Source organism: Brevundimonas sp., from assembly GCF_036963785.1.
In the GTDB taxonomy this organism is placed as follows: Bacteria; Pseudomonadota; Alphaproteobacteria; order Caulobacterales; family Caulobacteraceae; genus Brevundimonas.
Genome location: NZ_JBALUS010000006.1, coordinates 1 through 24,461 on the forward strand (window position 1 = coordinate 1; position 24,461 = coordinate 24,461).

Below are 24,461 nucleotides of genomic sequence, written 5' to 3' on the forward strand. Positions count from 1 at the left end.
GTCTTGCCATGGTCAACGTGACCAATCGTGCCGATGTTGCAGTGCGGCTTGGTGCGTTCAAACTTTTCCTTGGCCATTCTCTTCTCTCCGTCCCCTGGTAAGGGGGCTCGTCCTTGGGGTTTCAGGCCCCCGGCGGACCGGGGTCCGCCGAAAGCAGGGGTTGTGGTTTAGGCGTATTTCTTGATCACTTCGTCGGCGACGTGTTGCGGCACCGGTTCATAGTGGTCGTACTGCATGGTGAACTGGGCGCGGCCCTGTGACATGCCCCGCAGAGTGTTCACATAGCCGAACATGTTGGCCAGCGGCACGAAGGCGTTCACGACGGTGGCGTTGCCGCGCATGTCCTGGCCCTGGATCATGCCGCGACGACCGTTCAGGTCACCGATGACCGAGCCCAGGTATTCCTCGGGCGTCACCACCTCGACGGCCATGATCGGCTCGAGCAGCTTGGGGCCGCCCTTTTCGCGCAGTTCCTTGAAGGCGGCGCGGGCCGCGATTTCAAAGGCCAGCACCGAGGAGTCGACGTCGTGGTAGGCGCCGTCGACCAGGGTGGCCTTGACGTCGATCACCGGGAAGCCGGCCAGCAGGCCGTTGTCCTTGGCGGACTTGAGGCCCTTTTCGACGCCCGGGATGTATTCCTTGGGCACCGCACCGCCGACGATGGTCGACTCGAAGACGAAGTCCGAGCCGGGCTCACCGGGTTCAAACACCAGCTTGATGCGGGCGAACTGGCCCGTACCGCCGGTCTGCTTCTTGTGGGTGTAGTCGATCTCGGCCCGGCGGCTGATGGATTCGCGATAGGCCACCTGCGGCGCGCCGATGTTGGCCTCGACCTTGTAGGTGCGCTTCAGGATGTCGATCTTGATGTCCAGGTGCAGCTCGCCCATGCCCTTCAGGATGGTCTGGCCCGACTCGTGGTCGGTCGAGACGGTGAAGGACGGATCTTCCGAAGCCAGCTTGGCCAGGGCGACGCCCAGCTTCTCCTGGTCGGCCTTGGACTTGGGCTCGACGGCGATCTCGATCACCGGCGCCGGGAATTCCATCTTCTCGAGGATCACCGGGGACTTCATCGGGTCGCACAGGGTGTCACCCGTGCGGGTGTCCTTCAGGCCGGCCAGGGCGACGATATCGCCGGCGTAGGCTTCCTTGATGTCCTCGCGGTTGTTCGAGTGCATCAGCAGCATGCGGCCGACGCGCTCCTTCTTGTCGCGGGTCGAGTTCAGCAGGCCCATGCCCGTTTCCATCTTGCCGGAATAGATGCGGCAGAAGGTCAGCGAGCCGACGAAGGGGTCGTCCATAATCTTGAACGCCAGGACCGACAGGGGCTCTTCGTCCGAAGCGCGGCGCACGACGGGCTCTTCGGTCTTGAAGTCGATGCCCGGGGTCGGCGGAATGTCGACCGGCGACGGCAGATAGTCGACGACGGCGTCCAGCAGCGTCTGCACGCCCTTGTTCTTGAAGGCCGAGCCACAAAGGATCGGATAGAAGGCGCCGGTCAGAACGGCCTTGCGGACGCACTTCTTGATGGTCTCTTCCGACGGCTCATTGCCCTCGAGGTAGGCTTCCATCGCCTCGTCATCCAGCTCGACGGCGTTGTCGATCAGGTACTGGCGAGCCTCGTTGGCCTTGTCGACCAGATCGGCGGGGATTTCCTCGTCGCGGAAGCTGGCGCCCAGGTTATCGTTGTCCCAGACCACGGCCTTCATGCGGACCAGGTCGACCAGGCCGGTCAGGTTCGATTCCGAACCGATCGGGAACTGGATCGGCACGGCCTTGGCGCCCAGGCGGTCACGGATCGACTCGACCGACTTGTCGAAGTCGGCGCCGATCTTGTCCATCTTGTTGACGAACACGATGCGCGGCACGCGGTATTTGTCGGCCTGGCGCCAGACGGTTTCGGTCTGGGGCTCAACGCCGGCGTTGCCGTCCAGCACGGTCACGGCGCCATCGAGCACGCGCAGCGAACGCTCGACCTCAATGGTGAAGTCCACGTGGCCGGGGGTGTCGATGATGTTCAGGCGCTTTTCGCGCCAGAAGGCGGTCGTGGCGGCCGAGGTGATGGTGATGCCGCGCTCCATCTCCTGGTCCATCCAGTCCATGGTCGCCGCACCGTCGTGCACTTCGCCGATCTTGTGGTTCTTGCCGGTGTAAAACAGGATCCGCTCGGTCGTCGTCGTCTTGCCCGCGTCGATGTGGGCCATGATGCCGAAGTTGCGGTAGTCCTCGATCTTGTTGATGCGGGCCATGAGAAAACGTGCCTTGAAGTGAGATCAGGACGCGTTCAGCGCCCTCGGGAAAGTCGGTCTGTGCGGATGTGCGGCGCGGGCGATTTAGCTGAAACCGCCCGCGCCGGAAACCCTCAGATAGTCAATGCAGGTGACGCTTTGAAGGCGCCTACCAGCGATAGTGGCTGAAAGCGCGGTTGGCTTCGGCCATCTTGTGGGTGTCTTCGCGCTTCTTGACGGCAGTCCCGCGGTTGTTGGCGGCGTCCAGCAGCTCGGCGGCCAGCTTTTCCGTCATGGTGTTTTCACCGCGCTTGCGGGCGGCGTTGACCAGCCAGCGGATGGCCAGGGCGCGACGGCGCTCGGGGCGAACCTCGACCGGCACCTGATAGGTGGCACCACCGACGCGACGCGAGCGGACTTCGACGGCCGGGGCCACGTTGTCGAGCGCGGAATGGAAGGTCGCGACCGGCTCCATGTCCTTCTTCTTGTCGGCCAGGATGTCGAACGCACCGTAGACGATGTTTTCGGCGACGGCCTTTTTGCCCTCGTACATGACATAGTTCATGAACTTGGTGACGATCAGATCCCCGAATTTGGGATCCGGCAGAACTTCACGCTTCTGGGCGCGGTGACGACGGGACATGGCTTGCTCTTCTTGGTTGTCTGGGGTCCGGCCTCAGCCGGGCGTATATTCGGGTGCGCGAAGGCTTACTTCGGACGCTTGGCGCCGTAGTGCGAACGGCGCTGCTTGCGGTCCTTGACGCCTTGCGTGTCGAGCACGCCGCGCAGGATGTGATAGCGAACGCCCGGAAGGTCCTTCACGCGGCCGCCGCGGATCAGGACCACCGAGTGCTCCTGCAGATTGTGGCCTTCGCCGGGGATGTAGCACACCGCCTCGATGCCCGAGGTCAGGCGCACCTTGGCGACCTTACGCAGAGCCGAGTTCGGCTTCTTCGGGGTGGTGGTGTACACGCGGGTGCAGACGCCGCGGCGCTGGGGGCAACCCTTCAGGGCGGGGACCTTGTTGCGGGCCACCTTGGGCTGACGGGGCTTGCGGATCAGCTGGTTGATCGTGGGCATTCGAACGCGTCTCTCTTTTTCAAATCGCGGGAGCGTGTGCCTGTCGGCCGGTGCGCCCCTCATGGCCTTCTTTTTGGAGCGCCCCTGAAGGCGTCCCGGGTTTGGTTCGAGGCGGCTGGGCCACCCGGTCACGACAAACGCAAAAGCCGGAACGTGCGCTATGGACGTTCCGGCGGGCACAGCCCGTTCAATCTCGATTGTCACGTCCGGTCCGGACCGGGGCCCGTCTCGAAGGTGGCGCCTTCTACGCGCGTGAGGGCCGGGGGTCAAGGGTTGCGGCCGGGCCAAGCCGGGTCGGGCCACCTTCATCTCCGGTTCAGCGGGTTTCGTGCTGAGTTTGCGACGGAAACGCCGGGTGGCGGCGTTAAGACCTCACATCCCCGCACCCCGGCGGGCGCCCCCTGACTGTTGAGACCCGATCCGCATGACCTCGACCCTATCGCCCGGCCCTGCTCCCGCCAAATCCCGTCCGCGCAGGCGGAACTGCCGCGGCTGGATCATCGGCAGCGTCGGGGTCCTGCTGGTCGCAGTGGCGGTGTGGTTCTTCTTCCTGCGCGGCGGCAGCGACGTCGATCCCTACCGCACCGAAGCGGTCCGGACCGGCGATCTGGTCCGCAGTGTCTCGGCCTCGGGCACGCTGGAGGCCCTGGTGACCGTCGAGGTCGGCTCGCAGATCTCGGGACAGGTCACCGATGTGCTGGTCGACTACAACGACCGGGTGCGGCGCGGTCAGGTGCTGGCCCGCCTCGACCCGCAGAACCAGGCCTCGTCCGTCGAACAATCGCAGGCGGCCATCGTCTCGGCCCAGGCCGGCATTGCCCAGGCCGAGGCCCAGGTCGCCCTGGCCCAGGCCGAATATGACCGGCAGAAATTCCTGTTTGACCGCCAGATCATCGCCCAGGCTGCGCTGGATACCGCCGAGGCTTCGCTGCGGACCGCCCGCGCCAATGTCCAGAGCGCCCGGGCCCAGGTGCGCCAGCAACAGGCCCAGTTGCGCGCCAATCAGGCCACGCTGGGCCGGACCACCATCACCGCCCCCATCGACGGCATCGTCATCGACCGCCAGATCGAGCCCGGCCAGACGGTCGCCTCGGGCCTGAACGTGGCCGTGCTGTTCACCCTGGCCCAGGACATGTCGCGGGTGCAGGCGCTGGTGACCGTCGATGAGGCCGATATCGGCTCGGTCCGGGTCAGCCAGCCGGTGCGCTTCACCGTGGATGCCTTTGCCGACGACAATTTCACGGGCGAGGTCACCCAGATCCGGGTTCTGCCGACCACGGAATCGAGCGTCGTCGCCTATACGGTCGTGGTCGAGGCCGACAATCCCGGCGAGAAGCTGCTGCCCGGCATGACGGCCAATGCCGACATCATTCTGGAAGAGAAGCGCAATGTGCTGCGTGTGCCCAATGCGGCCCTGCGCTTTACGCCGGGCAACGTCCTGGCCGAGCAGCAGGCCGGTCAGGCCCGGGGCGGCGGCTCACCCTTCGGACCGCCCGCCGGCGGCAACCGCCCGCGCGGCGGCGGACGCGGCAATATCGTCGCGACCCTGGTCGAGGAGTTGAAGCTGGATGCGGGGCAGCGCACGACCGTCATGCCCATTCTGGAGAAAGCTCAGCAGGACATGCGGGCCCAGCGGGGCGCGGGCGGCGGTCAACGCCAGCGCGGCGGCAATCCGGCCACGGCGGCGATCCTCAACGCGGCGCTGGACGAGATCAAACCCCTGCTGCGCCCCGACCAGCAGGCCATTCTGGAAACCCAACGTCTGCGGTTTGCCGGCGGCGGCAACCGGGGCGTGGTCTGGGTGCTGCGCGACGGCGAGCCCGTGCGCGTGCCGGTCCGGACCGGGGCGACCGACGGTTCCTATACAGAAGTCATCGGCGGCGAGCTCAAGGCCGGCGATCAGGTCATCACGGGGGGCGGCCCCCGTGCGCCCGATCTGGACGCCCAGCGGCGCGGCGCCCGCATGAGCGGCGGCGGGCGGTTGTAGGCCGATGATCGAGATCGAAGGCCTGACCAAGACCTATGTCATGGGCGACAACATCATCCACGCGCTGGGCGGGGTGTCGCTGAGCATCCAGCGCGGCGAGCATGTGGCCATCATCGGCCCGTCCGGGTCGGGCAAATCGACCCTGATGAATGTGCTGGGGGGCCTCGATCGGCCCACGGCGGGGGACTACCGGTTCGAGGATGATCCGGTGGCCGACTATGACGACGATGAGCTGGCCAGCTTTCGCAACCGGCGGATCGGCTTCATCTTCCAGTCCTTCCAGCTGCTGCCCCGGCTCACCGCCGTCCAGAACGTCGAACTGCCGATGATCTATGCCGGCATTCCGGCGGCCGAGCGGCGGGACCGCGCCGTGGCCCTGCTGGAGCGGGTCGGTCTGGGCGATCGTCTGGGCAACAAGCCGACCCAGATGTCGGGCGGGCAGCAACAACGGGTGGCCATTGCGCGGGCCCTGTCCAATGCCCCCGACCTGCTGCTGGCCGATGAGCCCACCGGCGCACTCGATACGGCCACCGGTCAGGAGGTGCTGGGCCTGTTCGACGAACTGAACAGCCAGGGGCTGACCCTGTGCATCGTCACCCACGACAATGAGGTTGCGGCCCGGGCCCGTCGCCGGATCGCCTTCCGCGACGGCCATATCGTATCGGACGACCAGAATGCCGGATAACCGCCCTCCCCTGACCGGGCCCGCCATGAGTCCGTTTGAACTGGTGCGCTTTGCCGTGGGCGCGATCGCTGCCCACCCCATGCGTTCGGCCCTGACCTCGCTGGGGGTCGTGATCGGCGTCGCGGCGGTCATCATGATGACCTCGATCGGTCTGGGCGCCCAGCAGAGGGTCGAGGAGGCCCTGTCCAGTCTCGGCACGAATATGCTGGTCATCCGGCCGGGCGCGCCGCGGGGCGCGGGGGGTGGGTTTGTCCGTGGCGGCGGCGGTTCGGGCGACAGTCTGACCGTCGATGACTCCGAAGCCATGCGCACGCTGGACGGCGTCCGGGCCGTGTCGCCTGCGGTCAATGGGGGCGCACAACTGGTCTATGACGGCGCCAACTGGGCCAGCCGGATCGAGGGGGTGACACCCGACTATCTGGTCGCACGCGACCTCGAAATCGTCTCGGGCCAGATGTTCGATCAGGCCGCCGCCGACAGTGGCCGCAAGGTCGCTGTGCTGGGCCAGACCGTGGTGCGCGAACTGTTCGGCGAGGGCGTCGACCCCGTCGGCCAGCGCATGCGCATCGGCCCCATCCCCTTCACCGTCGTCGGTGTGCTGGGCGAAAAGGGGCAGTCGGGATTCCAGGACCAGGACGACATTGTCGTGATCCCGCTGGATGCGGCGCGCAGCCGGGTCATCGGGCGGGGGTCGGGTTCGCGCGGGAACAGCGTCAACCAGATCTACGTCAAGGCCGTCGACGAGGACGCCCTCTATCGGCTGGAGCAGGATGTGGCCGAGTTGTTGCGCGACCGGCACCGCATCCGCCCGGGCCAGGAGGACGACTTCAATGTGCAGAACCTGACCTCGATCCAGGAAGCGGCGCAGTCCTCGACCGCCACCTTCACCATCCTGCTGGCCGCGGTCGCCGGGGTGTCGCTGCTGGTTGGCGGGGTCGGCATCATGAATATCATGCTGGTGTCGGTGACCGAGCGGACGCGTGAGATCGGCCTGCGCATGGCCATCGGCGCCCGACGCGGCGATGTGCTGACCCAATTCGCCCTGGAATCGGTGGCCCTGTCCCTGCTGGGCGGCCTGCTTGGCCTGGTGCTGGGGGTCGGCGGCGCGCTGCTGATGTCGAAATTCGGAGACTGGCCGGCGGCGATTCCGGCCTGGGCCGCGCCGCTGGCAGTAGGCTTCTCGACCTTTGTCGGCGTGGTGTTCGGAGCCTATCCCGCGTGGCGCGCGGCCCAGCTGGACCCGATTGAGGCACTGCGCCGCGAATAGGCCCTCATTTCGGCCCCAACCCGGCCACGGTTGGCCGCTTGTCTCCCCTGACAGGGGAGGCTGCACCGCGTGATCCGATCCAGACGGCTGAAGACGATCCTTGGCGCGGCGGCAAGGCCGCGGGTGCGCAACCCGCTGGTGGTGGCCGGATCGTTTCTGGCCCACGCCCTGGTGCTGAGCCTGCTGGCCCTGAACACCTTCGACCCGCCCGTCCCGGCCCGGCCCCATGATCCACCGATCTATCTCGAGATCGAGCCGCGCCCGCTGCTGCAAGGCGAGATGCCCCGCACCCCCCGGTTCGCTCCGCCCTCACCCTCGGCCGACGCCGTGCCTTCGGATCGGATGCCCCTGCCCCGCGACCGGCTCACCCGACCGGAGGACGAGGAAGACGAGGCCGTTCAGACCGAGGCGGGGCCTGCAGCGCCGGGGGCGCCCGGATCCGACCTGATCGACCCGGCCTGGCTGGCCCGGCCTGCGGACGAGCGCGCCCGCGTGGCCCGCAGCCTGCGGACCAGCACCCTGGGCTGCAATGCCCGCAACGGTCGCATGCCCGCCGCCGAACAGGCGCTCTGCGACGAGGCCTTCAACGAAGGCGCGGCCCGGGCCCGGCCCATCTCGGGCAGTGGCAATGCCGCCCGCGACGCCCGCTTCGCCGCCGAGGGTCGCCGCGAGATGGAAGCCTATGAAGCCCGCCGCAGGCCGCTTGCGGGCGGCACGGGCGTTACCGGCGTGGGCGACTGTCCGGGGTCAAACTTCGGCATCGGCTGCCCCGGCGCGCATCTGGACCCCGGCTTCCGCCAGGATGCCAATGACAGCCTCGACGAGGGACTGGACGGCCACGACCGTCGCCGGGACCCCGGCGAGTAAGAAAAAGGGCGGTGCCTTTCGACACCGCCCCGTTCCGTTTCATCAGGTCGACTGAACTCAGCCGTCGGTCTCTTCCAGCTCGGCGGCCAGATCGGCCGGCAGAGCCTCGACCGCGGCCTCGCGGGCATCGGTCAGGACCGCGTCACGCTCGTTGGCGACCTTCTGCAGCGAGCGCAGATAGGCACCGGTGCCCGCCGGGATCAGGCGGCCCACGATGACGTTTTCCTTCAGGCCTTCGAGGTTGTCGACCTTGCCGTTGACCGAGGCATCGGTCAGCACGCGGGTCGTTTCCTGGAAGGACGCCGCCGAGATGAAGCTGCGGGTCTGCAGCGACGCCTTGGTGATGCCCAGCAGGACCGGCTGGGTGATCGCCGGACGGCCCTTGCGCTTGATGACCTTGGCGTTCTCGATCTCGACCTCGGGGATGTCGACATGGTCGCCCTTGATCAGGGTGGTTTCACCCGAATCCAGGATTTCGACCTTCTGCAGCATCTGGCGAACGATCACCTCGATGTGCTTGTCGTTGATCGGCACGCCCTGCAGTCGATAGACCTCCTGCACTTCGTTCACGAGGTACTCGGCCAGCGCCTCGACGCCCTGGATGCGCAGCAGATCGTGCGGATCCGGGTTGCCGTCGATGATGTAGTCGCCCTTCTGGATCAGATCGCCGTCGTGGACGGAGATGTGCTTGCCCTTGGGGATCAGGAACTCGACCGCCTCGGCCTGGTTGCCGTCGGCATCCGCTTCCGGGGTGATCTTGATGCGGCGCTTGTTCTTGTAGTCGCGCCCGAATTCCACGCGGCCATCCATTTCGGCGATGACGGCGCAGTCCTTGGGACGACGGGCTTCGAACAGCTCGGCCACCCGCGGCAGACCGCCGGTGATGTCGCGCGTCTTGGCACCCTCGGTCGGGACGCGGGCGATGATCTCGCCCGGCTTGACCACATCCCCGTTCGACACGGACAGAACCGCGCCGACCGGCAGCAGGTAACGGGCGTCAGAGCCCGAGGCCAACTTGGCATATTCATCACCATTGGTGATGCCCATGGCCGGACGAAGGTCGGAGCCACGCGGATTGGCGCGCCAGTCGACCACCACCCGCTGGGCGATACCGGTCGCCTCGTCGGTTTCCTCGCGGAACGACAGGGATTCGACCAGGTCCTCGAAGCGGATAGTGCCCCCCACTTCGGTCAGGATCGGCGTGGTGTAGGGGTCCCACTCGGCCAGACGCTGGCCACGCGTGACCTCCGTGCCCTCGGTCACCCGTATGCGGGCCCCGTAAGGCGCCTTGTGGGTCTCGCGGTCCTTGCCGTCGACGACGATGGTCACAACGACGTTGCGGCTCATGGCCACCAGATCGCCGTGCGCCGCCTTGACGGTCGGGCCGGTGATCTTGATCGTCCCCGGGTTGGTCGCCTCCATGAACGAGGTTTCGGCCACCTGGGCGGTACCGCCGATGTGGAAGGTCCGCATGGTCAGCTGGGTGCCCGGCTCGCCGATCGACTGGGCGGCGATGACGCCGACCGCTTCGCCGATGTTGACGTTGGTGCCGCGCGCCAGGTCACGGCCGTAGCAGTGGCCGCAGATGCCGGCTTCGGCCTCGCAGGTCAGGGCCGAACGGACCTTGACCGCCTGCACACCGGCCGCGTCCAGGATTTCGACTTCTTCTTCCTGGAGGTAGGTGTCGGCGGGCAGAAGCACGGTGTCGCTGCCGGGCTCCTTGATGTCCTCGGCCGCGTAACGGCCCAGCACGCGTTGCCCCAGCGAGACGAGGACGTCACCGCCCTCGACCACGGCCCGCAGGGTGATACCCCGGGTCGAACCACAGTCTTCCTCGGTGACGATCGAGTCCTGCGCTACGTCCACCAGACGACGGGTCAGATAGCCCGAGTTGGCGGTCTTCAGCGCGGTATCGGCCAGGCCCTTACGGGCGCCGTGGGTCGAGTTGAAGTATTCAAGGACGGTCAGGCCTTCCTTGAAGTTCGACACGATCGGCGTCTCGATGATCTCGCCGGACGGCTTGGCCATCAGGCCGCGCATACCGCCAAGCTGCTTCATCTGGGCCTGCGAACCGCGGGCGCCGGAGTTGGCCATCATGAACACCGAGTTGATGTCTGGGCGTTCACCCTCGGCCAGCACGCGCGGCTGGGCGATCTCGGCCATCATGGCGTCGGCGATCCGGTCGGTGGACTTGGCCCAGGCGTCAACGACCTTGTTGTACTTCTCGCCCTTGGTGATCAGGCCGTCGGCGTACTGCTGTTCGTACTCCTCGACCTGGGTACGGGTCTCGGCGACGATGCCGATCTTCTTGGTCGGGATGACGATGTCGTCCTTGCCGAAGGAGATGCCCGCCTTGGCCGCCTCGCGGAAGCCCAGGCCCATCATCTGGTCGGCGAAGATCACCGTCGCCTTCTGGCCGCAGTGGCGATAGACCACATCGATCAGATTGCCGATTTCCTTCTTGGTCAGGTTCTTTTCCAGCAGCCGGTAACCGACGTTCGGATTCTTGGGCAGGATCGCGCCCAGCTTCATCCGGCCGGGCGTGGTGTCGATCACCTTGGTGATCAGCGCGCCCTCGGCGTCCATCTCGGTCCAGCGGGCCTTGATGCGGGTGTGCAGGCTGACGACACCGGCGTCGAGCGCCGCGTCGATCTCGCCGATGTTGGCGAACAGCTTGCCCTCACCCGGCTCGCCGTCCTTGACCAGCGACAGGTAGTACAGCCCCAGCACGATATCCTGCGACGGCACGATGATCGGCTTGCCGTTGGCCGGCGACAGGATGTTGTTGGTCGACATCATCAGGACGCGCGCTTCCAGCTGGGCCTCGAGGCTCAGCGGGACGTGAACGGCCATCTGGTCGCCGTCGAAGTCGGCGTTGAAGGCGGCGCAGACCAGCGGGTGCAGCTGGATGGCCTTGCCCTCGATCAGCTTGGGCTCGAACGCCTGGATGCCCAGACGGTGAAGCGTCGGCGCGCGGTTCAGCAGGACCGGGTGCTCGCGGATCACTTCATCCAGGATGTCCCAGACCGCGGGCTGCTCGCGCTCCACCATGCGCTTGGACTGCTTGACGGTGCCCGACAGGCCCTTGGCGTCCAGACGCGCATAGATGAACGGCTTGAACAGCTCCAGCGCCATCTTCTTGGGCAGGCCGCACTCGTGCAGCTTGAGGTCCGGGCCGACCACGATGACCGAACGGCCCGAATAGTCGACGCGCTTGCCGAGCAGGTTCTGGCGGAAGCGGCCCTGCTTGCCCTTCAGCATGTCGGCCAGCGACTTCAGGGGCCGCTTGTTGGCGCCGGTGATGACCCGGCCGCGACGGCCGTTGTCGAACAGGGCGTCGACCGATTCCTGCAGCATCCGCTTTTCGTTGCGGATGATGATGTCCGGCGCGCGCAGCTCCATCAGGCGCTTCAGGCGGTTGTTCCGGTTGATGACCCGGCGGTACAGGTCGTTCAGGTCGGACGTCGCGAAGCGGCCGCCGTCCAGCGGCACCAGCGGGCGCAGCTCGGGCGGGATGACCGGGACGATGGTCAGAACCATCCACTCGGGCTTGTTGCCGCTGTCGAGGAAGGCCTCGATCAGTTTGAGGCGCTTGGAGGCCTTCTTGGCCTTCATTTCCGAGGGGCTGTCGGCCAGTTCGGCGCGGTGCTTCTCGGCCTCGGCGTGCAGGTCGATGCCCATCAGCAGGTTGCGGACGGCCTCGGCGCCGATCTCGGCGGTGAAGCCGTCATCGCCGAACTCTTCCTGATAGCGGTAGAATTCGTCCTCGGTCAGCAGCTGGTTCTGCTTCAGCGGGGTCAGGCCCGGCTCGGTGACGATGTAGTTCTCGAAATAGAGTACGCGCTCGACGTCCTTCAGCGCCATGTCGAGCATCAGCGAGATGCGCGACGGCAGCGACTTCAGGAACCAGATGTGGGCGACCGGGGCCGCCAGATCGATGTGGCCCATCCGCTCGCGACGAACGCGGGCCAGGGTGACCTCCACGCCGCACTTCTCGCAGATAATGCCCTTGTACTTCATGCGCTTGTACTTGCCGCACAGGCATTCGTAGTCCTTGGTCGGGCCAAAGATACGGGCGCAGAACAGGCCGTCACGCTCGGGCTTGAACGTGCGGTAGTTGATCGTTTCCGGCTTTTTGATCTCGCCGAACGACCACGACCGGATCTTTTCCGGTGAGGCCAGGGCGATCTTGATCTGGTCGAAGGTCGGGGTGACCGGGACCGGGTTGAAGATGTTCAGGACGTCCTGGTTCATCTTGAGTTCCTTGCTGCGGGGTAGCCCGCGAAATTAATGAAGAGTGGCGAGAGGCGAGTGGTCAGTGGCGAGTGAGGTCTGAACGGCAGCGACGATTTCTCGTCACTCGCCACACGTCACTCGCCACTTCGAACTCAGCTGTTCTCCAGCTCCACGTTCAGACCCAGCGAGCGCATTTCCTTGATGAGCACGTTGAAGCTCTCGGGAATGCCCGCCTCGAAGCTGTCGTCACCGCGGACGATGGCTTCATAGACCTTGGTGCGGCCGGCCACGTCGTCGGACTTGACCGTCAGCATCTCCTGCAGGGTGTAGGCGGCGCCATAGGCTTCCAGCGCCCAGACCTCCATCTCACCGAAGCGCTGTCCACCGAACTGCGCCTTGCCGCCCAGCGGCTGCTGGGTGACCAGCGAATACGGGCCGATCGAGCGGGCGTGGATCTTGTCGTCCACCAGGTGGTGCAGCTTCAGCATGTAGATGTAGCCGACGGTCACCGGACGCTTGAAGCGATCACCCGTCTGGCCGTCGTACAGGATCGACTGTCCCGACTTCTCCAGACCGGCCTCGACCAGCAGACGCTCGATGTCGCCGATGTTGGCACCATCGAAGACCGGCGTGGCGAAGGGCACGCCCTTCGACAGGTTCCGGGCCAGTTCGATCAGGTCCTCTTCATCGTCCGGCAGCGGGGTTTCCTTGCCGTAGATGTCCGTCAGGCGTTCGACCAGGGCCTTCTTCTGGCCGCCGTGCTGCCAGTCATCCAGCAGGCCGGCGATCTGCTTGCCGAGGCCCGCAGCCGCCCACCCCAGGTGGGTTTCGAAGATCTGGCCGATGTTCATGCGCGACGGCACGCCCAGCGGGTTCAGCACGATGTCGACCGAGGTCCCGTCCTCGAGGTACGGCATGTCCTCGATCGGCAGGATCTTGGAGATGACGCCCTTGTTGCCGTGACGGCCGGCCATCTTGTCGCCGGGTTGAAGCTTGCGCTTCACGGCCACGAAGACCTTGACCATCTTCATCACGCCCGGGGGCAGTTCGTCGCCGCGCTGCAGCTTCTCGACCTTGTCCTCGAAGCGGCGGTCGAGCGCCTTGCGGGCGTCCTCGAACTGCTTCTTCATGGCCTCGAGCTCGCCCATGGCCTTTTCGTCGTCCAGGGCGATCTGCCACCACAGGCCGCGCGACAGGTCGCCCAGCTTGTCCTCGGTGACCTCGCCGCGACCCAGGCCCTTCGGACCCGAGACGGCATTCTTGCCCAGCAGCAGGGGCTTGAGGCGGCCGTAGACGTTGCGTTCCAGGATGGCCAGCTCGTCGTCGCGGTCCTTGCCCAGACGCTCGATCTCGGCCCGTTCGATGGCGACCGCGCGCTCGTCCTTGTCGACGCCGTGACGGTTGAAGACCCGCACATCGACCACCGTGCCGGCAACGCCGGGCGGCAGGCGCAGCGAGGTGTCGCGCACGTCCGAAGCCTTTTCGCCGAAGATGGCGCGCAGCAGCTTCTCTTCCGGGGTCATCGGGCTTTCACCCTTGGGCGTGACCTTGCCGCACAGGATGTCACCCGGCTGGACCTCGGCGCCGATGGCGACGATGCCCGCCTCGTCGAGGTTGCGCAGGGCTTCCTCACCGACGTTCGGGATATCACGGGTGATTTCTTCCGGCCCGAGCTTGGTGTCGCGGGCCATGACCTCGAACTCCTCGAGGTGGATCGAGGTGAAGACGTCGTCGCGCACGATGCGCTCCGAGATCAGGATCGAGTCCTCGAAGTTGTAGCCATTCCACGGCATGAAGGCGACGAGGGCGTTGCGGCCCAGGGCCAGTTCGCCGAGGTCGGTCGAGGGACCGTCCGCGATCACGTCACCGACCTTGACCTCGTCACCCACGCGCACGATCGGGCGCTGGTTGATGCAGGTCGACTGGTTCGAACGCTGGAACTTGGACAGGCGATAGATGTCGACACCCGAACGGCCGGCATCGGCCTCGTTCGTCGCGCGCACCACGATCCGGGTACCGTCGATCTGCTCGACGATACCGTCGCGCTTGGCGACGACGACGGCGCCGGAGTCGACGGCCACGACCGCCTCCATGCCGGTGCCGACCAGCGGCGCGTCGGACTGCACCAGCGGCACGGCCTGACGCTGCATATTGGCGCCCATCAGCGCGCGGTTGGCGTCATCGTTTTCGAGGAAGGGGATCAGGGCGGCAGCGACCGACACGACCTGCTTCGGCGACACGTCCATCATGTCGACGTCGGCCTTGGGCAGCAGTTGCGATTCGCCGTTGATCCGGCCCGGGACCAGATCGTCGACGATCTCGCCGTCCTTCAGCTCGATGTTGGCCTGGGCGATGACGTGCTTGGCCTCTTCCATCGCCGAGATGTAGACGACGTCGTCGGTGGCCTTGCCGTCCTTGATCCGGCGGTAGGGGCTTTCGATGAAGCCGTACTTGTTCACGCGGGCGTGGGTGGCCAGCGAGTTGATCAGGCCGATGTTCGGACCTTCCGGCGTTTCAATCGGGCAGATGCGGCCATAGTGGGTCGGGTGCACGTCGCGGACTTCGAAGCCCGCGCGCTCACGCGTCAGACCGCCCGGCCCAAGCGCCGACAGGCGACGCTTGTGGGTGATTTCCGACAGCGGGTTGGTCTGGTCCATGAACTGCGACAGCTGCGACGAACCGAAGAACTCGCGCACGGCGGCCGCCGCCGGCTTGGCGTTGATCAGGTCGTGCGGCATGACCGTGTCGATATCGACCGAGGACATGCGCTCCTTGATGGCGCGCTCCATCCGCAGCAGACCGACGCGGTACTGGTTCTCCAGCAGCTCGCCGACCGAACGCACCCGGCGGTTGCCCAGGTTGTCGATGTCGTCGATCTCGCCGTGGCCATCCTTCAGACCCACCAGGATCTGCAGGACCTTGAGCACATCTTCCTTGCGCAGCACGCGGATCTCGTCGCCCACTTCCGGGGTTTCGAGGCGCATGTTCATCTTCACACGGCCGACCGCGCTGAGGTCGTAGCGCTCCGAGTCGAAGAACAGCGAGTTGAACATCGCATCGGCGGCTTCCGGGGTCGGCGGCTCGCCCGGACGCATCACGCGGTAGATGTCGAACAGCGCTTCCTCGCGGCTCGAATTCTTGTCCACGCGCAGGGTGTTGCGCATGTAGGCGCCGACCGTGACGTGGTCGATGTCCAGAATGTCGAGGGTGGTGAAGCCGTTCTCGACCAGCAGGTCGATGGTGGCGGTGTCCAGCTCGTCGCCGGCCTCGGCGTAGATCTCGCCGTTCTCCATATTGACCGCATCGGCGGCCAGATATTTGGTGACCAAGGCATCCGGGGTCAGCGACAGAGCCTTGGTCGTGTCACCCAGCTTCTTGGCCGCGCGGGCGCTGATCTTGGTGCCGGCCGGGGCCACGACTTCGCCGGTGTCGGCGTCGACCAGGTCGAACTCCGGCTTCACGCCGCGCCAGCGCTCGGGCTTGTACGGGGTGACCCAGGTGTCGCCGCGCTTCTCGTAGGGCACGGTCTCGTAGAAGGTCTTGAGGATCTCCTCGCCGTCCATGCCCAGCGCCATCAGGAAGGTCGAGGCGGGCAGCTTGCGGCGGCGGTCGATGCGGACGAACACGATGTCCTTGGCGTCGAACTCGAAGTCCAGCCACGATCCGCGATAGGGAATGACCCGGGCCGCGAACAGCAGCTTGCCCGAGCTGTGCGTCTTGCCCTTGTCATGGTCGAAGAAGACGCCCGGAGAGCGGTGCATCTGCGAGACGATCACGCGCTCGGTGCCGTTGACGGTGAAGGTGCCCTTGTCCGTCATGAGCGGGATATCGCCCATATAGACGTCCTGCTCCTTGATGTCCTTGACCGACCGGGCGCCCGTTTCCTCGTCGGTCTCGAAAACGATCAGGCGCAGCTTGACCTTGAGCGGCGCGGCATAGGTCATGTCGCGCTGGATGCATTCCTCGACGTCATACTTGGGCGCCTCGAACTCGTACGAGACGTATTCCAGAACGGCGCGTTCGTTGAAGTCCTTGATCGGGAAGACGGACTTGAAGACCGCCTCGATGCCCTGATCGATACGGTCGCCCGCGCGCGTCTCGCGCTGCAGGAACTGTTCGTACGAGGCGCGCTGCACCTCGATCAGGTTCGGCATCTGCACCGCTTCCGGGATGCGGCCGAAGGATTTGCGGATACGCTTTTTGCCGGTGAACGACGTGGCGGAGGCGATCTGAGCCGTGAGGGCGAGACCGTCGAAGGATTTGGCCATTCCTGTTTCCCAATCAGCAGGCCGGGCGGCCCGCATTCAAAGCAACGACCCGCGGCCGCCGACGGCGGTCCCGGGCCTTACGGTTGTCGGTGTCCACCCTCGATCGCGGGCCGCGGGCCGCAGCGATCAGGACACCAGTCATGTCGGCTCCCTTGGGGAGGAGCGCGCCTTCGCACCGGTCGGAGGGCAACGGACCGGGCCTCGGCGCTATCGCGCGGACTCGTTACAGAGTTTTGCGGAACGGGCTGATATACTCGCTTTTCCGACGAAATAAAGGCCTGTCGAAAAATTCCTGCCGGCTCAGCCGCAGGTGACGCGCTGAATGATCCCGGTCTCCTGGTCGAAGAAGACGTTCATCCGGTCGGGATTGTAGTCCATGGTCACCGCGCATGTGGTGCAGGCGACCCGGACATTCGCGTCCGCGGCAAAGCTGACCGCCGCCACATTGCGTCCGATCAGGCTCTGCGATTCGGCCGCTCCACAGGTGTCGGCCATGCCATCAGGCGCCGGCATTTCGGGGTTGGGCGCGCAGGCGGCCAGCAGGGCCAGGCCCCCGGTCAGGATTACGGCACGCATCATCATTGGCAGGCTCCCTCGTGTTCCGGAACTAACTGCGCGGGCGGGCGCAGGTTCCCTAGCCACAGCTGACCTCGGTCACCCGGTTGGTACCGGCGTCGTAGAGAATGTTCAGCAGATAGGGCGAATGGGCTTCCGTCCGCGGGCAGGTGGTGCAGGCCACACGCCGGTTGGTCAGATCGACAGGCACCGGAATCTCGCTGCGATCGCGGCCGACCAGCCACTGCAGAGGCTTGGCGTGGCACAGGTCGTTAGGGTCCTGGATCTCTACAGGCGCCTGTTCGGCGTAGGGTGTGCGCCCTTCGGCACCGGCTTCGGGAAGAACGACCACCCCGACCGGACGGGCGGGCAAGGGCTCGGGCGCGGCGCAGGCACTCAGGGCGACGGCCAGGGCCGCGACGATCAGCCCGCCTTTTCCCAGCGACCTTCCAGAGTCTGCCGCCAGTAGCTGATGTCCGCGCCCGCGGCCTTGAGCGCCTTCCAGCGCCCGCGGGCCGCCGCGAGCGCGTCCTCGTCCTGACCGTCGAATAGAATGAAACACCGCTGGAAATCCTCCGTCGGCTCAAAGCCTGCGCCGTCGACAATGAACAGAGCCTGAGCTTGGTTCACATTGTCGGTTCCTGACGTGAACAGGATGGGTTGTCGCTCGGGATACGGGCCGGAACTGTGGCCGTTGGCGAGAAAACTGTCGTCCCGCCAGGTCCACAAAGCCTCGGCCAGCCGGGCGGCCAGGTCCGGGTCGGTCACCCGCACCTGGGCCCGCAGATTCGCCTGCAGCACCTTGTCCAGCAAGGTCGGGAGCACCTGCTCCAGACCCGACCGTTCCAGATGATAGAACCAGATCTGCGGTCCTGGTGCGGTCATGACGACCCGGCCCCCTGCCCTCGCCGCTCGCCTCAGCCCTCGTAGGTATCGGCGACCATGCGATCCAGCGTCCGCACGCCGAAGCCGACGCCGCCGTCCGGCACGGTCGACCGCTGGCTCTTGCTGACCCAGGCGGTCGGCGCGATGTCGATGTGCGCCCAGGGCGTGTCATTGACGAAGCGCTTCAGGAACAGGGCTGCGGTGATCGAGCCGCCGGCCCGGCCATTGCCCATGTTCTTGACGTCGGCCGCCGGGGAATCGATGTGGCGGTCGTACTGGTCGGGGATCGGCATGCGCCAGAAATTCTCGTCCACCTTCGGACCGGCGTCGAGAATGGGACCGGCGACGGCGTCATCGTTCGAGAAGACACCCGCGTAATCCATACCGAGCGCGACGATCATCGCCCCGGTCAGCGTGGCCAGATCGATCATGAACTTCGGCTTGAACCGTTCCTGGGTGTACCAGAGGCAGTCGGCCAGCACGAGGCGACCCTCGGCGTCCGTGTTCAGCACCTCGACCGTCTGGCCCGACAGGGATTTGACGATGTCACCGGGGCGCTGGGCATTGCCGTCGGGCATGTTCTCGACCAGGCCGATGACGCCCACCGCATTGACCTTCGCCTTGCGGCCCGCCAGCGCGTGCATCAGGCCGGACACGGCAGCGGCGCCGCCCATGTCCCACTTCATGTCTTCCATGCCCTCGGGCTGCTTCAGCGAAATGCCGCCCGTGTCGAAGCAGACGCCCTTGCCGACGAAGGCCAGGGGTGCCTCGCCCGACTTGCCGCCGTTCCACTTCATGATGGCGACCTGGCTTTCGCGCCGGCTGCCCATGCCCACGGCCAGCAGGGTGCGGAAGCCCAGCTTTTCCAGTTCCTCTTCGTCCAGAACCTCGACCTCGAGGCCCAGCGATTCCAGTGCCTTACAGCGTTTGGCAAACTCTTCGGGATAAAGGACGTTGGCCGGTTCGGACACGAGGTCGCGGGCAAAGATCACCCCGTCCGCGACTGCCGACATCGGGCCAAATGCGGCCTCGGCGGCCTTCGGGTCAGCACTGACAATGTTCAGGGCCACGACCGACGGAACCTTGTCCGGCTTCTGGCGGGTCAGATATTTGTCAAACCGGTAGGCGGCCAGCTTCACGGCGAAGGCCACGCGCGCAGCCTGATCGGCGCTGAGGGAGCGGGCGTCGACTGTCAGGCTTTCGGCCCCGCTCATCTTTACAGAGTGATAGGCGGCGCCGGCGGCCTCTTCGATCGCCAGATCCGTCAGGGCCTCGCGATCACCCAGACCGGCCAGAACCACCACCGAGGCGTCCAGCCCGTGCGGGGCGGCGACGACCAGCGTCTTGCCCTTGCCACCGGTGAAGCGGCCCGACTGCATGGCCCGGCTGAAAGCACCGCCTGCCTGGCTGTCGAGCGCCGCGCCCCCGTCGCACAGCTTCCGGCCCTCGCCCACCACCAGGGCCAGGGCCTGCGGGCTTCCGAGATCGGCGACAAAGGCAATTTTCATAGAACACTCCCAACCGGAGCGCTCACTCCGGGTTTCAAACACAAATACAATTGGCGACGTTCAGTTTCGTCTGCGCGTCTCCGTGTGTATTAGATGCGCGTTATCGACACAGCCTGCAACCGGGCGAAATTTTCCTACGCATGACCCTGATTCAAGGCTACCTTTTTCGCCAGCTGCTCCTGCCGGTCGCCGGCGCATGCGGAGCCTTGGTGGGAATCGGCGTGCTCAGCCAGAGCCTTGAGCAGCTGGAGTTCGTGGTGGAGCGCGGCCAGAGCCTCTGGCTGATGCTCAAATTGACCCTGTTGGCCGTGCCTCAGCTACTCGGCGTGGTGCTGCCCATCGGCCTGTTCGTCGGCGCCCTGATCGCCCTCACCCGTTTGCAGCGCGAGCAGGAACTGACGGCAGCCCAGGCGGCAGGCCTGACGCGCGTCGCCCTGATCCGCCCGGCCGTGCAGCTGGCCGTGATCGTCGTGGCGCTCGGCCTGTTGATCAATGCTGTCGTCCAGCCCTGGTCGCAGACGACGGCGCGGACCGAAGCCTTTGCGGTGCGGTCCGACCTGGCCGCCCTGCTGGTCGAGGAAGGCGAGTTCGTCCAGGGCCCCGACGGTCTGACCGTCTATGTGCAGGAGATCGAGCAGAACGGTCTGCTCAAGAACCTGTTCATCTACATCCAGAAGGGCGAGACGACCGAGACGTGGAACGCCACCGAGGCCCGGTTCGGCCGCGTCGATGGCGAGCCGATGCTGACCCTGGTCGGCGGCTCCAGCCAGCGCTATTCCTCGGCCGGCGTGCTGAACCTTCTGTCGTTCGACACCTATGTGTTTCCGCTGGGGGCCTTTGCCGAAGTCGCCGACCAGCCGCGTTTCAAGCCGGCCGATCTCGGGCTCAGCGACCTGTTCATGCCTCGCCCGGAAATGATTCCCTCGGTCGGCACCCGCAATGAACTGCTGGCCGAAGGGCATTCGCGACTGGCCTCGCCCCTCTATGCCCTGACGGCGATGGCGCTGGCCCTCGCGGCCATTCTGGCGGGTTCGTTCAGCCGCACCGGCTACGGCATCCGGGTCGCCAAGGCGGCGGCGATCTTTCTGCTGGTGCGGATCTTCGGCTACGGCCTGGTGGCGGCGGCGGCGTGGACCCCCTGGCTGAACATCCTGCAATACGCCTTCCCGCTGGTTGTGGCAGCGCTCGCCACCGCCCTGCTGTTCCGCACGCCGAGGCGCGGCCGACGCCTGCCCTTGTTCGACTTCCGGGCCCTGCTGCCCCGGGGCGCCGGGGCATGAGTTTCAGGGCCACCCGTATCCTGAGCCTGGGCCGGATCGAGCGCTATGTGCTGATCCAGCAAGCCCGCGCCCTGACCATTGCCCTGGCGGTGATCGCCAGCCTGATCATGCTGATCGACTTCGTCGAGATTTCTCGCGGGGTTGGGTCCGACGTCGATCTTTCGGCCCTGCGCATTCTCGGTCTGATGGGCATGAAGTCCCCGGCGGTGATCCTGCAGCTGATGCCGTTCGTCTTTCTGTTCGGGACGCTGGCCGCCTATGTGGGCTTGAACCGCCGCAGCGAACTGATCGCCATGCGGGCCGCCGGGCTGTCGGCGTGGCGGTTTGTGCTGCCGGCGGCGGGCACGGCGCTGATCTTTGGCGTGTTGACCGTGACGGTTCTGGGGCCCGCAGCCGCCTGGGGTGACGGCCTGTTCCAGCGCGAGCGGACCCGTCTGTCGTCGGCCCCGGTCGAGACGGATCAGCCCAAGGCCGTCTGGATCCGCGAGGGCGACAGCCAGCGCCAGATGATCATCCGCGCAGAACGGCAGGACGGTGCCACGGCCCGCCTGCAGGACGTGACGGTCTTCATCTACACGGTCGGCGAGGGCGGCGCCCTCAGCTTCGTCGAGCGGATCGATGCAGCATCGGCGGCCCTCACCGCCGGTAGCTGGCGCCTGACCGACGCCGTGGGCGCCCAGACGGGCCAGCGGGCCGTGTCCTATGCCCGGCTCGACCTGCCTTCCAGCCTGGCACAGGACGAGGCGTTTGCGCGGTTTGCGCGACCGCAGTCGACCTCCCTGTGGGCCCTGCCGACCCAGATCCGGCGCGTCGAGCAGGCGGGCTTTTCGTCGACGGCCTATCGGTTGCGGCTGCACCAGCTGCTGGCCACCCCCCTGATGTTCGCCGCCATGTCGATCCTGGCTGCCGCCTTTTCCCTGCGCCTGATGCGGCTGGGGGACCTGGCGCGCATGTCGATTGCGGCCGTCATCCTCGGTTTCGCCTTCTTCTTCGTCAATCAGACCTTCGCGGCGTTCGGGACGGCAGAGGTGATTCCCCCGTTCCTGGCCGCATGGTTGCCTCCGGTTCTGACCGGGCTCGCAGCCTTCACCCTGCTGTTCTATACCGAGGACGGCTGAGCCCGCCCCCGTTCGAGGTTGATGTGAAGCAAGACAGGATTTCGTCCGGCCCAGGGGCCCCGCGACCCCGCCATTTGCGCGGGCGTCTGCTCGCGGGTGTCGCGACGCTGGCGTGCGGGCCCCTGTTGCTCGCCGGGCAGGCCGTCGCCCAGGAAGCGACGCCAGCGCCCGGTTCGGGGGACGGCCTGGCCGCCGAAGCGGTCTATATGGATGCCGGGACCGTATCCCGCGACGGAGAGGTCCTGACCGCCGAGGGCACGCCCGACGGTCCGCGCGTCGTCGCCCGGTTCCGGGACCACACCCTCCAGGCGCGTCGGATAGACTATGACCTGGCGAACCAGACCGCCCTGGCCTCGGGCGAGGTCGAGCTGGCCGCACCCGACGGAACGGTCGTGTTTGCGTCCCTGCTCGAGCTTGAGGAGGACCTGCAAACCGGCGTCGCGGTCGATTTTGCCACGCGGCTCGAGAACGGCGCCAGCCTGATGGCGGCCACGGCGGTGCGTCGCTCCGACACGCTGAACGAGCTGAACTACGCCCTCTTCACCCCCTGCCCCATCTGCGACGAAGAGGGCCGCCCCAAGACCCCCAGCATCTCGATCCAGGCCGAGCGCGTGGTCCAGGACGAAGCCCTGCGGGCCATCCTGTATCGCAATGCCGTCTTCAAGATCGGCGGTGTGCCGGTTCTGTATCTGCCGTTCTTCGGCCACCCGGACCCCACGGTCGAGCGGGCCAGTGGCTTCCTGGTGCCGATCATCGAGTTCGACGAGGAACGGGGGGTTTCATATGAACAGCCCTATCTGATCGTCGTCTCGCCTTCAGAGGACTGGCTGATCAGCCCTCAACTGAACACCCGGGTCGCCCCCCTGCTGAATGTGCAATGGCGCAGGCGGTTTGCGGACGGCACTGTCGAGGTCCGCAGCGGCTATACCTATGAGCGGACCTTCGGGGATTTCGATATCGACGGCGACGGCATCGACGATGTCGCCACCCCGCTGGATCGCGAACATCGCAGCTATCTTCTGGCCCACGGGCGCTTTGATCCGGACGGGCCCTGGCGCTGGGGCTTCACGGTCGAGCGCGTCTCGGACAAGACGCTGTTTGACCGCTACGACGTGCGCAATCCCTATCCGGACAACGGCCTCTACTATGGCGATGAGCGCCGGCTGATCAGCCAGATCTATGCCGAGCACCAGACGCGGCGCAGCTATGTCTCGGTGGCCGCCTTCGACATCCAGAGCCTCCGCGTCGCCATCCCCAATGAGGCCGCGCCCGGCCTGAACGTGTTCGAAGCCGACAGCAGTCTGCCGGTGGTCGCCCCGCTGATCACGGCCCGGTGGGAGCCGCGCGGCGAAGTACTGGGCGGACGTCTGCGTCTGAGCGGTTCGTCGGTCGCCCTGTTCCGCGATGATTTCGTCGGCAGCCCTGTCCTGCGGCCCGAGATCGTCCCTGATCCGGTGCCCGCCGGCCTGTCGGGCGTCGACAGTCGCCGGGTCAGCGGGCAGCTGGACTGGCGCCGGGCCTTCGTCAGCCGCGCAGGGGTGATCTGGGAGCCTTTCGTCGACGGTCGCGTGGACCTCTATTCGCTCGACGATCTGCCCGCGCCGTTCGAGGCCGGCACCCAAACCCTCAGCCGGGGCCGGGTCAGCGCGGGCCTGGACGTCCGCTATCCGCTGGTGCGGACATTTGCCGGGGGAGCAGACCTGGTCGTGGAGCCCTGGGCCCAACTGTCCGTCTCCACCGCGACCGACCTCGATCCCCGCATCCCCAATGAAGACAGCCAGACGCTGGAGCTGGACGAGAGCTCGCTGTTCCGGATGGACCGCTTTCCGGGGTACGACCTGTATGAAGGCGGCGTCCGCCTGACCCTCGGCACCCGGGCGACCTATCGATGGGGCGAGGCGCGCGAGGCGTCGGTGTTCATCGGCAAGAGCTGGCGCGACGACGACGAGCCCGGTCTGAGGGCCTTGATCCCGAATCCGGACCCGCTGGCGCCCCCGGCCTTCTACGATCCGAGCGGCCTGGTGTCGGCGTCGTCGGACTGGGTGGTGCAGGGCAGCTTCTCACCGTCCGACGGTGTGCGCGGCTGGGCCCATGCCACGGTGGACGACTCGGGCAATATCCGCCGCGCCGAGGCCTCGGTCGAAGCAAGCTGGCGCCGACGGGACAGGGCTTCCGTCACCTATATCGTCGACCGCTCGAACCCCCTCGGCGGACCCCTGAACCGCAACTATGAGTTCATCGAACTGCGCGGCCAGCAGTTCGTATGGGGCAACTGGGGCATTGCCGGCGCAGGGGTCATGGACCTGGAACGCGACCTGATCACCCGCTCCGAGGTCGGCCTGCTGTTTGACGACGACTGCTTCCGATTCGAAGTGGGATATCGGCGCGACAACACCCGGGTCCGGCCCAGTGGACCGTCGGATGGTGTCTACATCCGCCTAAACCTCGCCACTTTTGGAGGGTCAGGCTATGACCGGAATGAACGGCGCTGGTAGGCGGG

General features: G+C 66.3%; 17 protein-coding genes. 7 read left to right on the plus strand and 10 right to left on the minus strand.

The window, feature by feature from the left end:
* The 4 genes from V7672_RS12705 to rpsL all read right to left on the minus strand — a co-directional run.
* Positions 1–77, minus strand: a 77-nt coding sequence (locus tag V7672_RS12705; protein WP_007443273.1) for a hypothetical protein, incomplete at its 3' end; no start/stop codon positions are given.
* 90 nt (positions 78–167) lie between these two features.
* Positions 168–2,246, minus strand: coding sequence for an elongation factor G (gene fusA, locus V7672_RS12710; protein ID WP_335624968.1), 2,079 nt, complete (start codon positions 2,244–2,246; stop codon positions 168–170).
* A 148-nt stretch (positions 2,247–2,394) separates the two neighbouring features.
* Entirely contained in the window at positions 2,395–2,868 is a 474-nt protein-coding gene (gene rpsG, locus V7672_RS12715; protein WP_123286926.1) for a 30S ribosomal protein S7, read from the minus strand.
* Positions 2,869–2,933: 65 nt separating this feature from the next.
* On the minus strand, positions 2,934–3,305 hold the full coding sequence (rpsL, locus tag V7672_RS12720; protein WP_209120136.1) for a 30S ribosomal protein S12: 372 nt from the start codon (positions 3,303–3,305) through the stop codon (positions 2,934–2,936).
* A gap of 424 nt (positions 3,306–3,729) precedes the next feature.
* Here rpsL and V7672_RS12725 point away from each other — a divergent pair, with 424 nt between their 5' ends.
* The 4 genes from V7672_RS12725 to V7672_RS12740 all read left to right on the plus strand — a co-directional run bounded on the left by V7672_RS12725 (position 3,730) and on the right by V7672_RS12740 (position 8,111).
* Complete coding sequence (locus tag V7672_RS12725) at positions 3,730–5,292, plus strand: efflux RND transporter periplasmic adaptor subunit (protein ID WP_335624969.1); 1,563 nt, start codon at positions 3,730–3,732, stop codon at positions 5,290–5,292.
* Between the two features lie 4 nt (positions 5,293–5,296).
* Positions 5,297–5,977 (plus strand): ABC transporter ATP-binding protein, encoded by a 681-nt coding sequence (locus V7672_RS12730; protein ID WP_335624970.1) that lies wholly within the window; start codon positions 5,297–5,299, stop codon positions 5,975–5,977.
* Between the two features lie 25 nt (positions 5,978–6,002).
* Positions 6,003–7,244 carry an ABC transporter permease gene (locus tag V7672_RS12735; protein ID WP_335624971.1) on the plus strand — a complete coding sequence of 414 codons (1,242 nt, stop codon included), beginning with the start codon at positions 6,003–6,005 and terminating at the stop codon, positions 7,242–7,244.
* A 69-nt stretch (positions 7,245–7,313) separates the two neighbouring features.
* Positions 7,314–8,111: a hypothetical protein gene (locus V7672_RS12740; protein ID WP_335624972.1), complete on the plus strand. Its 798-nt coding sequence runs from the start codon at positions 7,314–7,316 to the stop codon at positions 8,109–8,111.
* 57 nt (positions 8,112–8,168) lie between these two features.
* Here V7672_RS12740 and rpoC read toward each other — a convergent pair whose 3' ends face one another.
* From rpoC to V7672_RS12770, 6 genes are all read right to left on the minus strand, one after another.
* Entirely contained in the window at positions 8,169–12,365 is a 4,197-nt protein-coding gene (gene rpoC / locus V7672_RS12745) for a DNA-directed RNA polymerase subunit beta' (protein WP_335624973.1), read from the minus strand.
* 134 nt (positions 12,366–12,499) lie between these two features.
* Complete coding sequence (gene rpoB / locus V7672_RS12750; protein WP_335624974.1) at positions 12,500–16,615, minus strand: DNA-directed RNA polymerase subunit beta; 4,116 nt, start codon at positions 16,613–16,615, stop codon at positions 12,500–12,502.
* Between the two features lie 300 nt (positions 16,616–16,915).
* Complete coding sequence (locus V7672_RS12755) at positions 16,916–17,197, minus strand: I78 family peptidase inhibitor (RefSeq protein WP_335624975.1); 282 nt, start codon at positions 17,195–17,197, stop codon at positions 16,916–16,918.
* Positions 17,198–17,249: 52 nt separating this feature from the next.
* Positions 17,250–17,543: a hypothetical protein gene (locus V7672_RS12760; RefSeq protein ID WP_335624976.1), complete on the minus strand. Its 294-nt coding sequence runs from the start codon at positions 17,541–17,543 to the stop codon at positions 17,250–17,252.
* A 50-nt stretch (positions 17,544–17,593) separates the two neighbouring features.
* Positions 17,594–18,055, minus strand: coding sequence for a DNA polymerase III subunit chi (locus V7672_RS12765; RefSeq protein WP_335624977.1), 462 nt, complete (start codon positions 18,053–18,055; stop codon positions 17,594–17,596).
* A 32-nt stretch (positions 18,056–18,087) separates the two neighbouring features.
* Entirely contained in the window at positions 18,088–19,563 is a 1,476-nt protein-coding gene (locus tag V7672_RS12770) for a leucyl aminopeptidase (RefSeq protein ID WP_335624978.1), read from the minus strand.
* Between the two features lie 140 nt (positions 19,564–19,703).
* Here V7672_RS12770 and V7672_RS12775 point away from each other — a divergent pair, with 140 nt between their 5' ends.
* From V7672_RS12775 to V7672_RS12785, 3 genes are all read left to right on the plus strand, one after another.
* On the plus strand, positions 19,704–20,843 hold the full coding sequence (locus V7672_RS12775; RefSeq protein WP_335624979.1) for an LptF/LptG family permease: 1,140 nt from the start codon (positions 19,704–19,706) through the stop codon (positions 20,841–20,843).
* Positions 20,840–21,961: an LPS export ABC transporter permease LptG gene (lptG, locus tag V7672_RS12780; RefSeq protein ID WP_335624980.1), complete on the plus strand. Its 1,122-nt coding sequence runs from the start codon at positions 20,840–20,842 to the stop codon at positions 21,959–21,961. The genes V7672_RS12775 and lptG overlap by 4 nt, the downstream gene beginning before the upstream one ends.
* A gap of 74 nt (positions 21,962–22,035) precedes the next feature.
* Positions 22,036–24,456 (plus strand): LPS-assembly protein LptD, encoded by a 2,421-nt coding sequence (locus V7672_RS12785; protein WP_335624981.1) that lies wholly within the window; start codon positions 22,036–22,038, stop codon positions 24,454–24,456.
* The last annotated feature ends 5 nt before the right edge of the window (positions 24,457–24,461 follow it).

Excerpts from the sequence above, each read along its gene's own strand:
- fusA (WP_335624968.1), bottom strand. The coding sequence starts at position 2,246 with ATGGCCCGCATCAACAAGATCGAGGACTACCGCAACTTCGGCATCATG.
- rpsG (WP_123286926.1), bottom strand. The coding sequence starts at position 2,868 with ATGTCCCGTCGTCACCGCGCCCAGAAGCGTGAAGTTCTGCCGGATCCC.
- rpsL (WP_209120136.1), bottom strand. The coding sequence starts at position 3,305 with ATGCCCACGATCAACCAGCTGATCCGCAAGCCCCGTCAGCCCAAGGTG.
- V7672_RS12725 (WP_335624969.1), top strand. The coding sequence starts at position 3,730 with ATGACCTCGACCCTATCGCCCGGCCCTGCTCCCGCCAAATCCCGTCCG.
- V7672_RS12730 (WP_335624970.1), top strand. The coding sequence starts at position 5,297 with ATGATCGAGATCGAAGGCCTGACCAAGACCTATGTCATGGGCGACAAC.
- V7672_RS12735 (WP_335624971.1), top strand. The coding sequence starts at position 6,003 with ATGAGTCCGTTTGAACTGGTGCGCTTTGCCGTGGGCGCGATCGCTGCC.
- rpoC (WP_335624973.1), bottom strand. The coding sequence starts at position 12,365 with ATGAACCAGGACGTCCTGAACATCTTCAACCCGGTCCCGGTCACCCCG.
- rpoB (WP_335624974.1), bottom strand. The coding sequence starts at position 16,615 with ATGGCCAAATCCTTCGACGGTCTCGCCCTCACGGCTCAGATCGCCTCC.
- V7672_RS12755 (WP_335624975.1), bottom strand. The coding sequence starts at position 17,197 with ATGATGATGCGTGCCGTAATCCTGACCGGGGGCCTGGCCCTGCTGGCC.
- V7672_RS12765 (WP_335624977.1), bottom strand. The coding sequence starts at position 18,055 with ATGACCGCACCAGGACCGCAGATCTGGTTCTATCATCTGGAACGGTCG.
- V7672_RS12770 (WP_335624978.1), bottom strand. The coding sequence starts at position 19,563 with ATGAAAATTGCCTTTGTCGCCGATCTCGGAAGCCCGCAGGCCCTGGCC.
- V7672_RS12775 (WP_335624979.1), top strand. The coding sequence starts at position 19,704 with ATGACCCTGATTCAAGGCTACCTTTTTCGCCAGCTGCTCCTGCCGGTC.
- lptG (WP_335624980.1), top strand. The coding sequence starts at position 20,840 with ATGAGTTTCAGGGCCACCCGTATCCTGAGCCTGGGCCGGATCGAGCGC.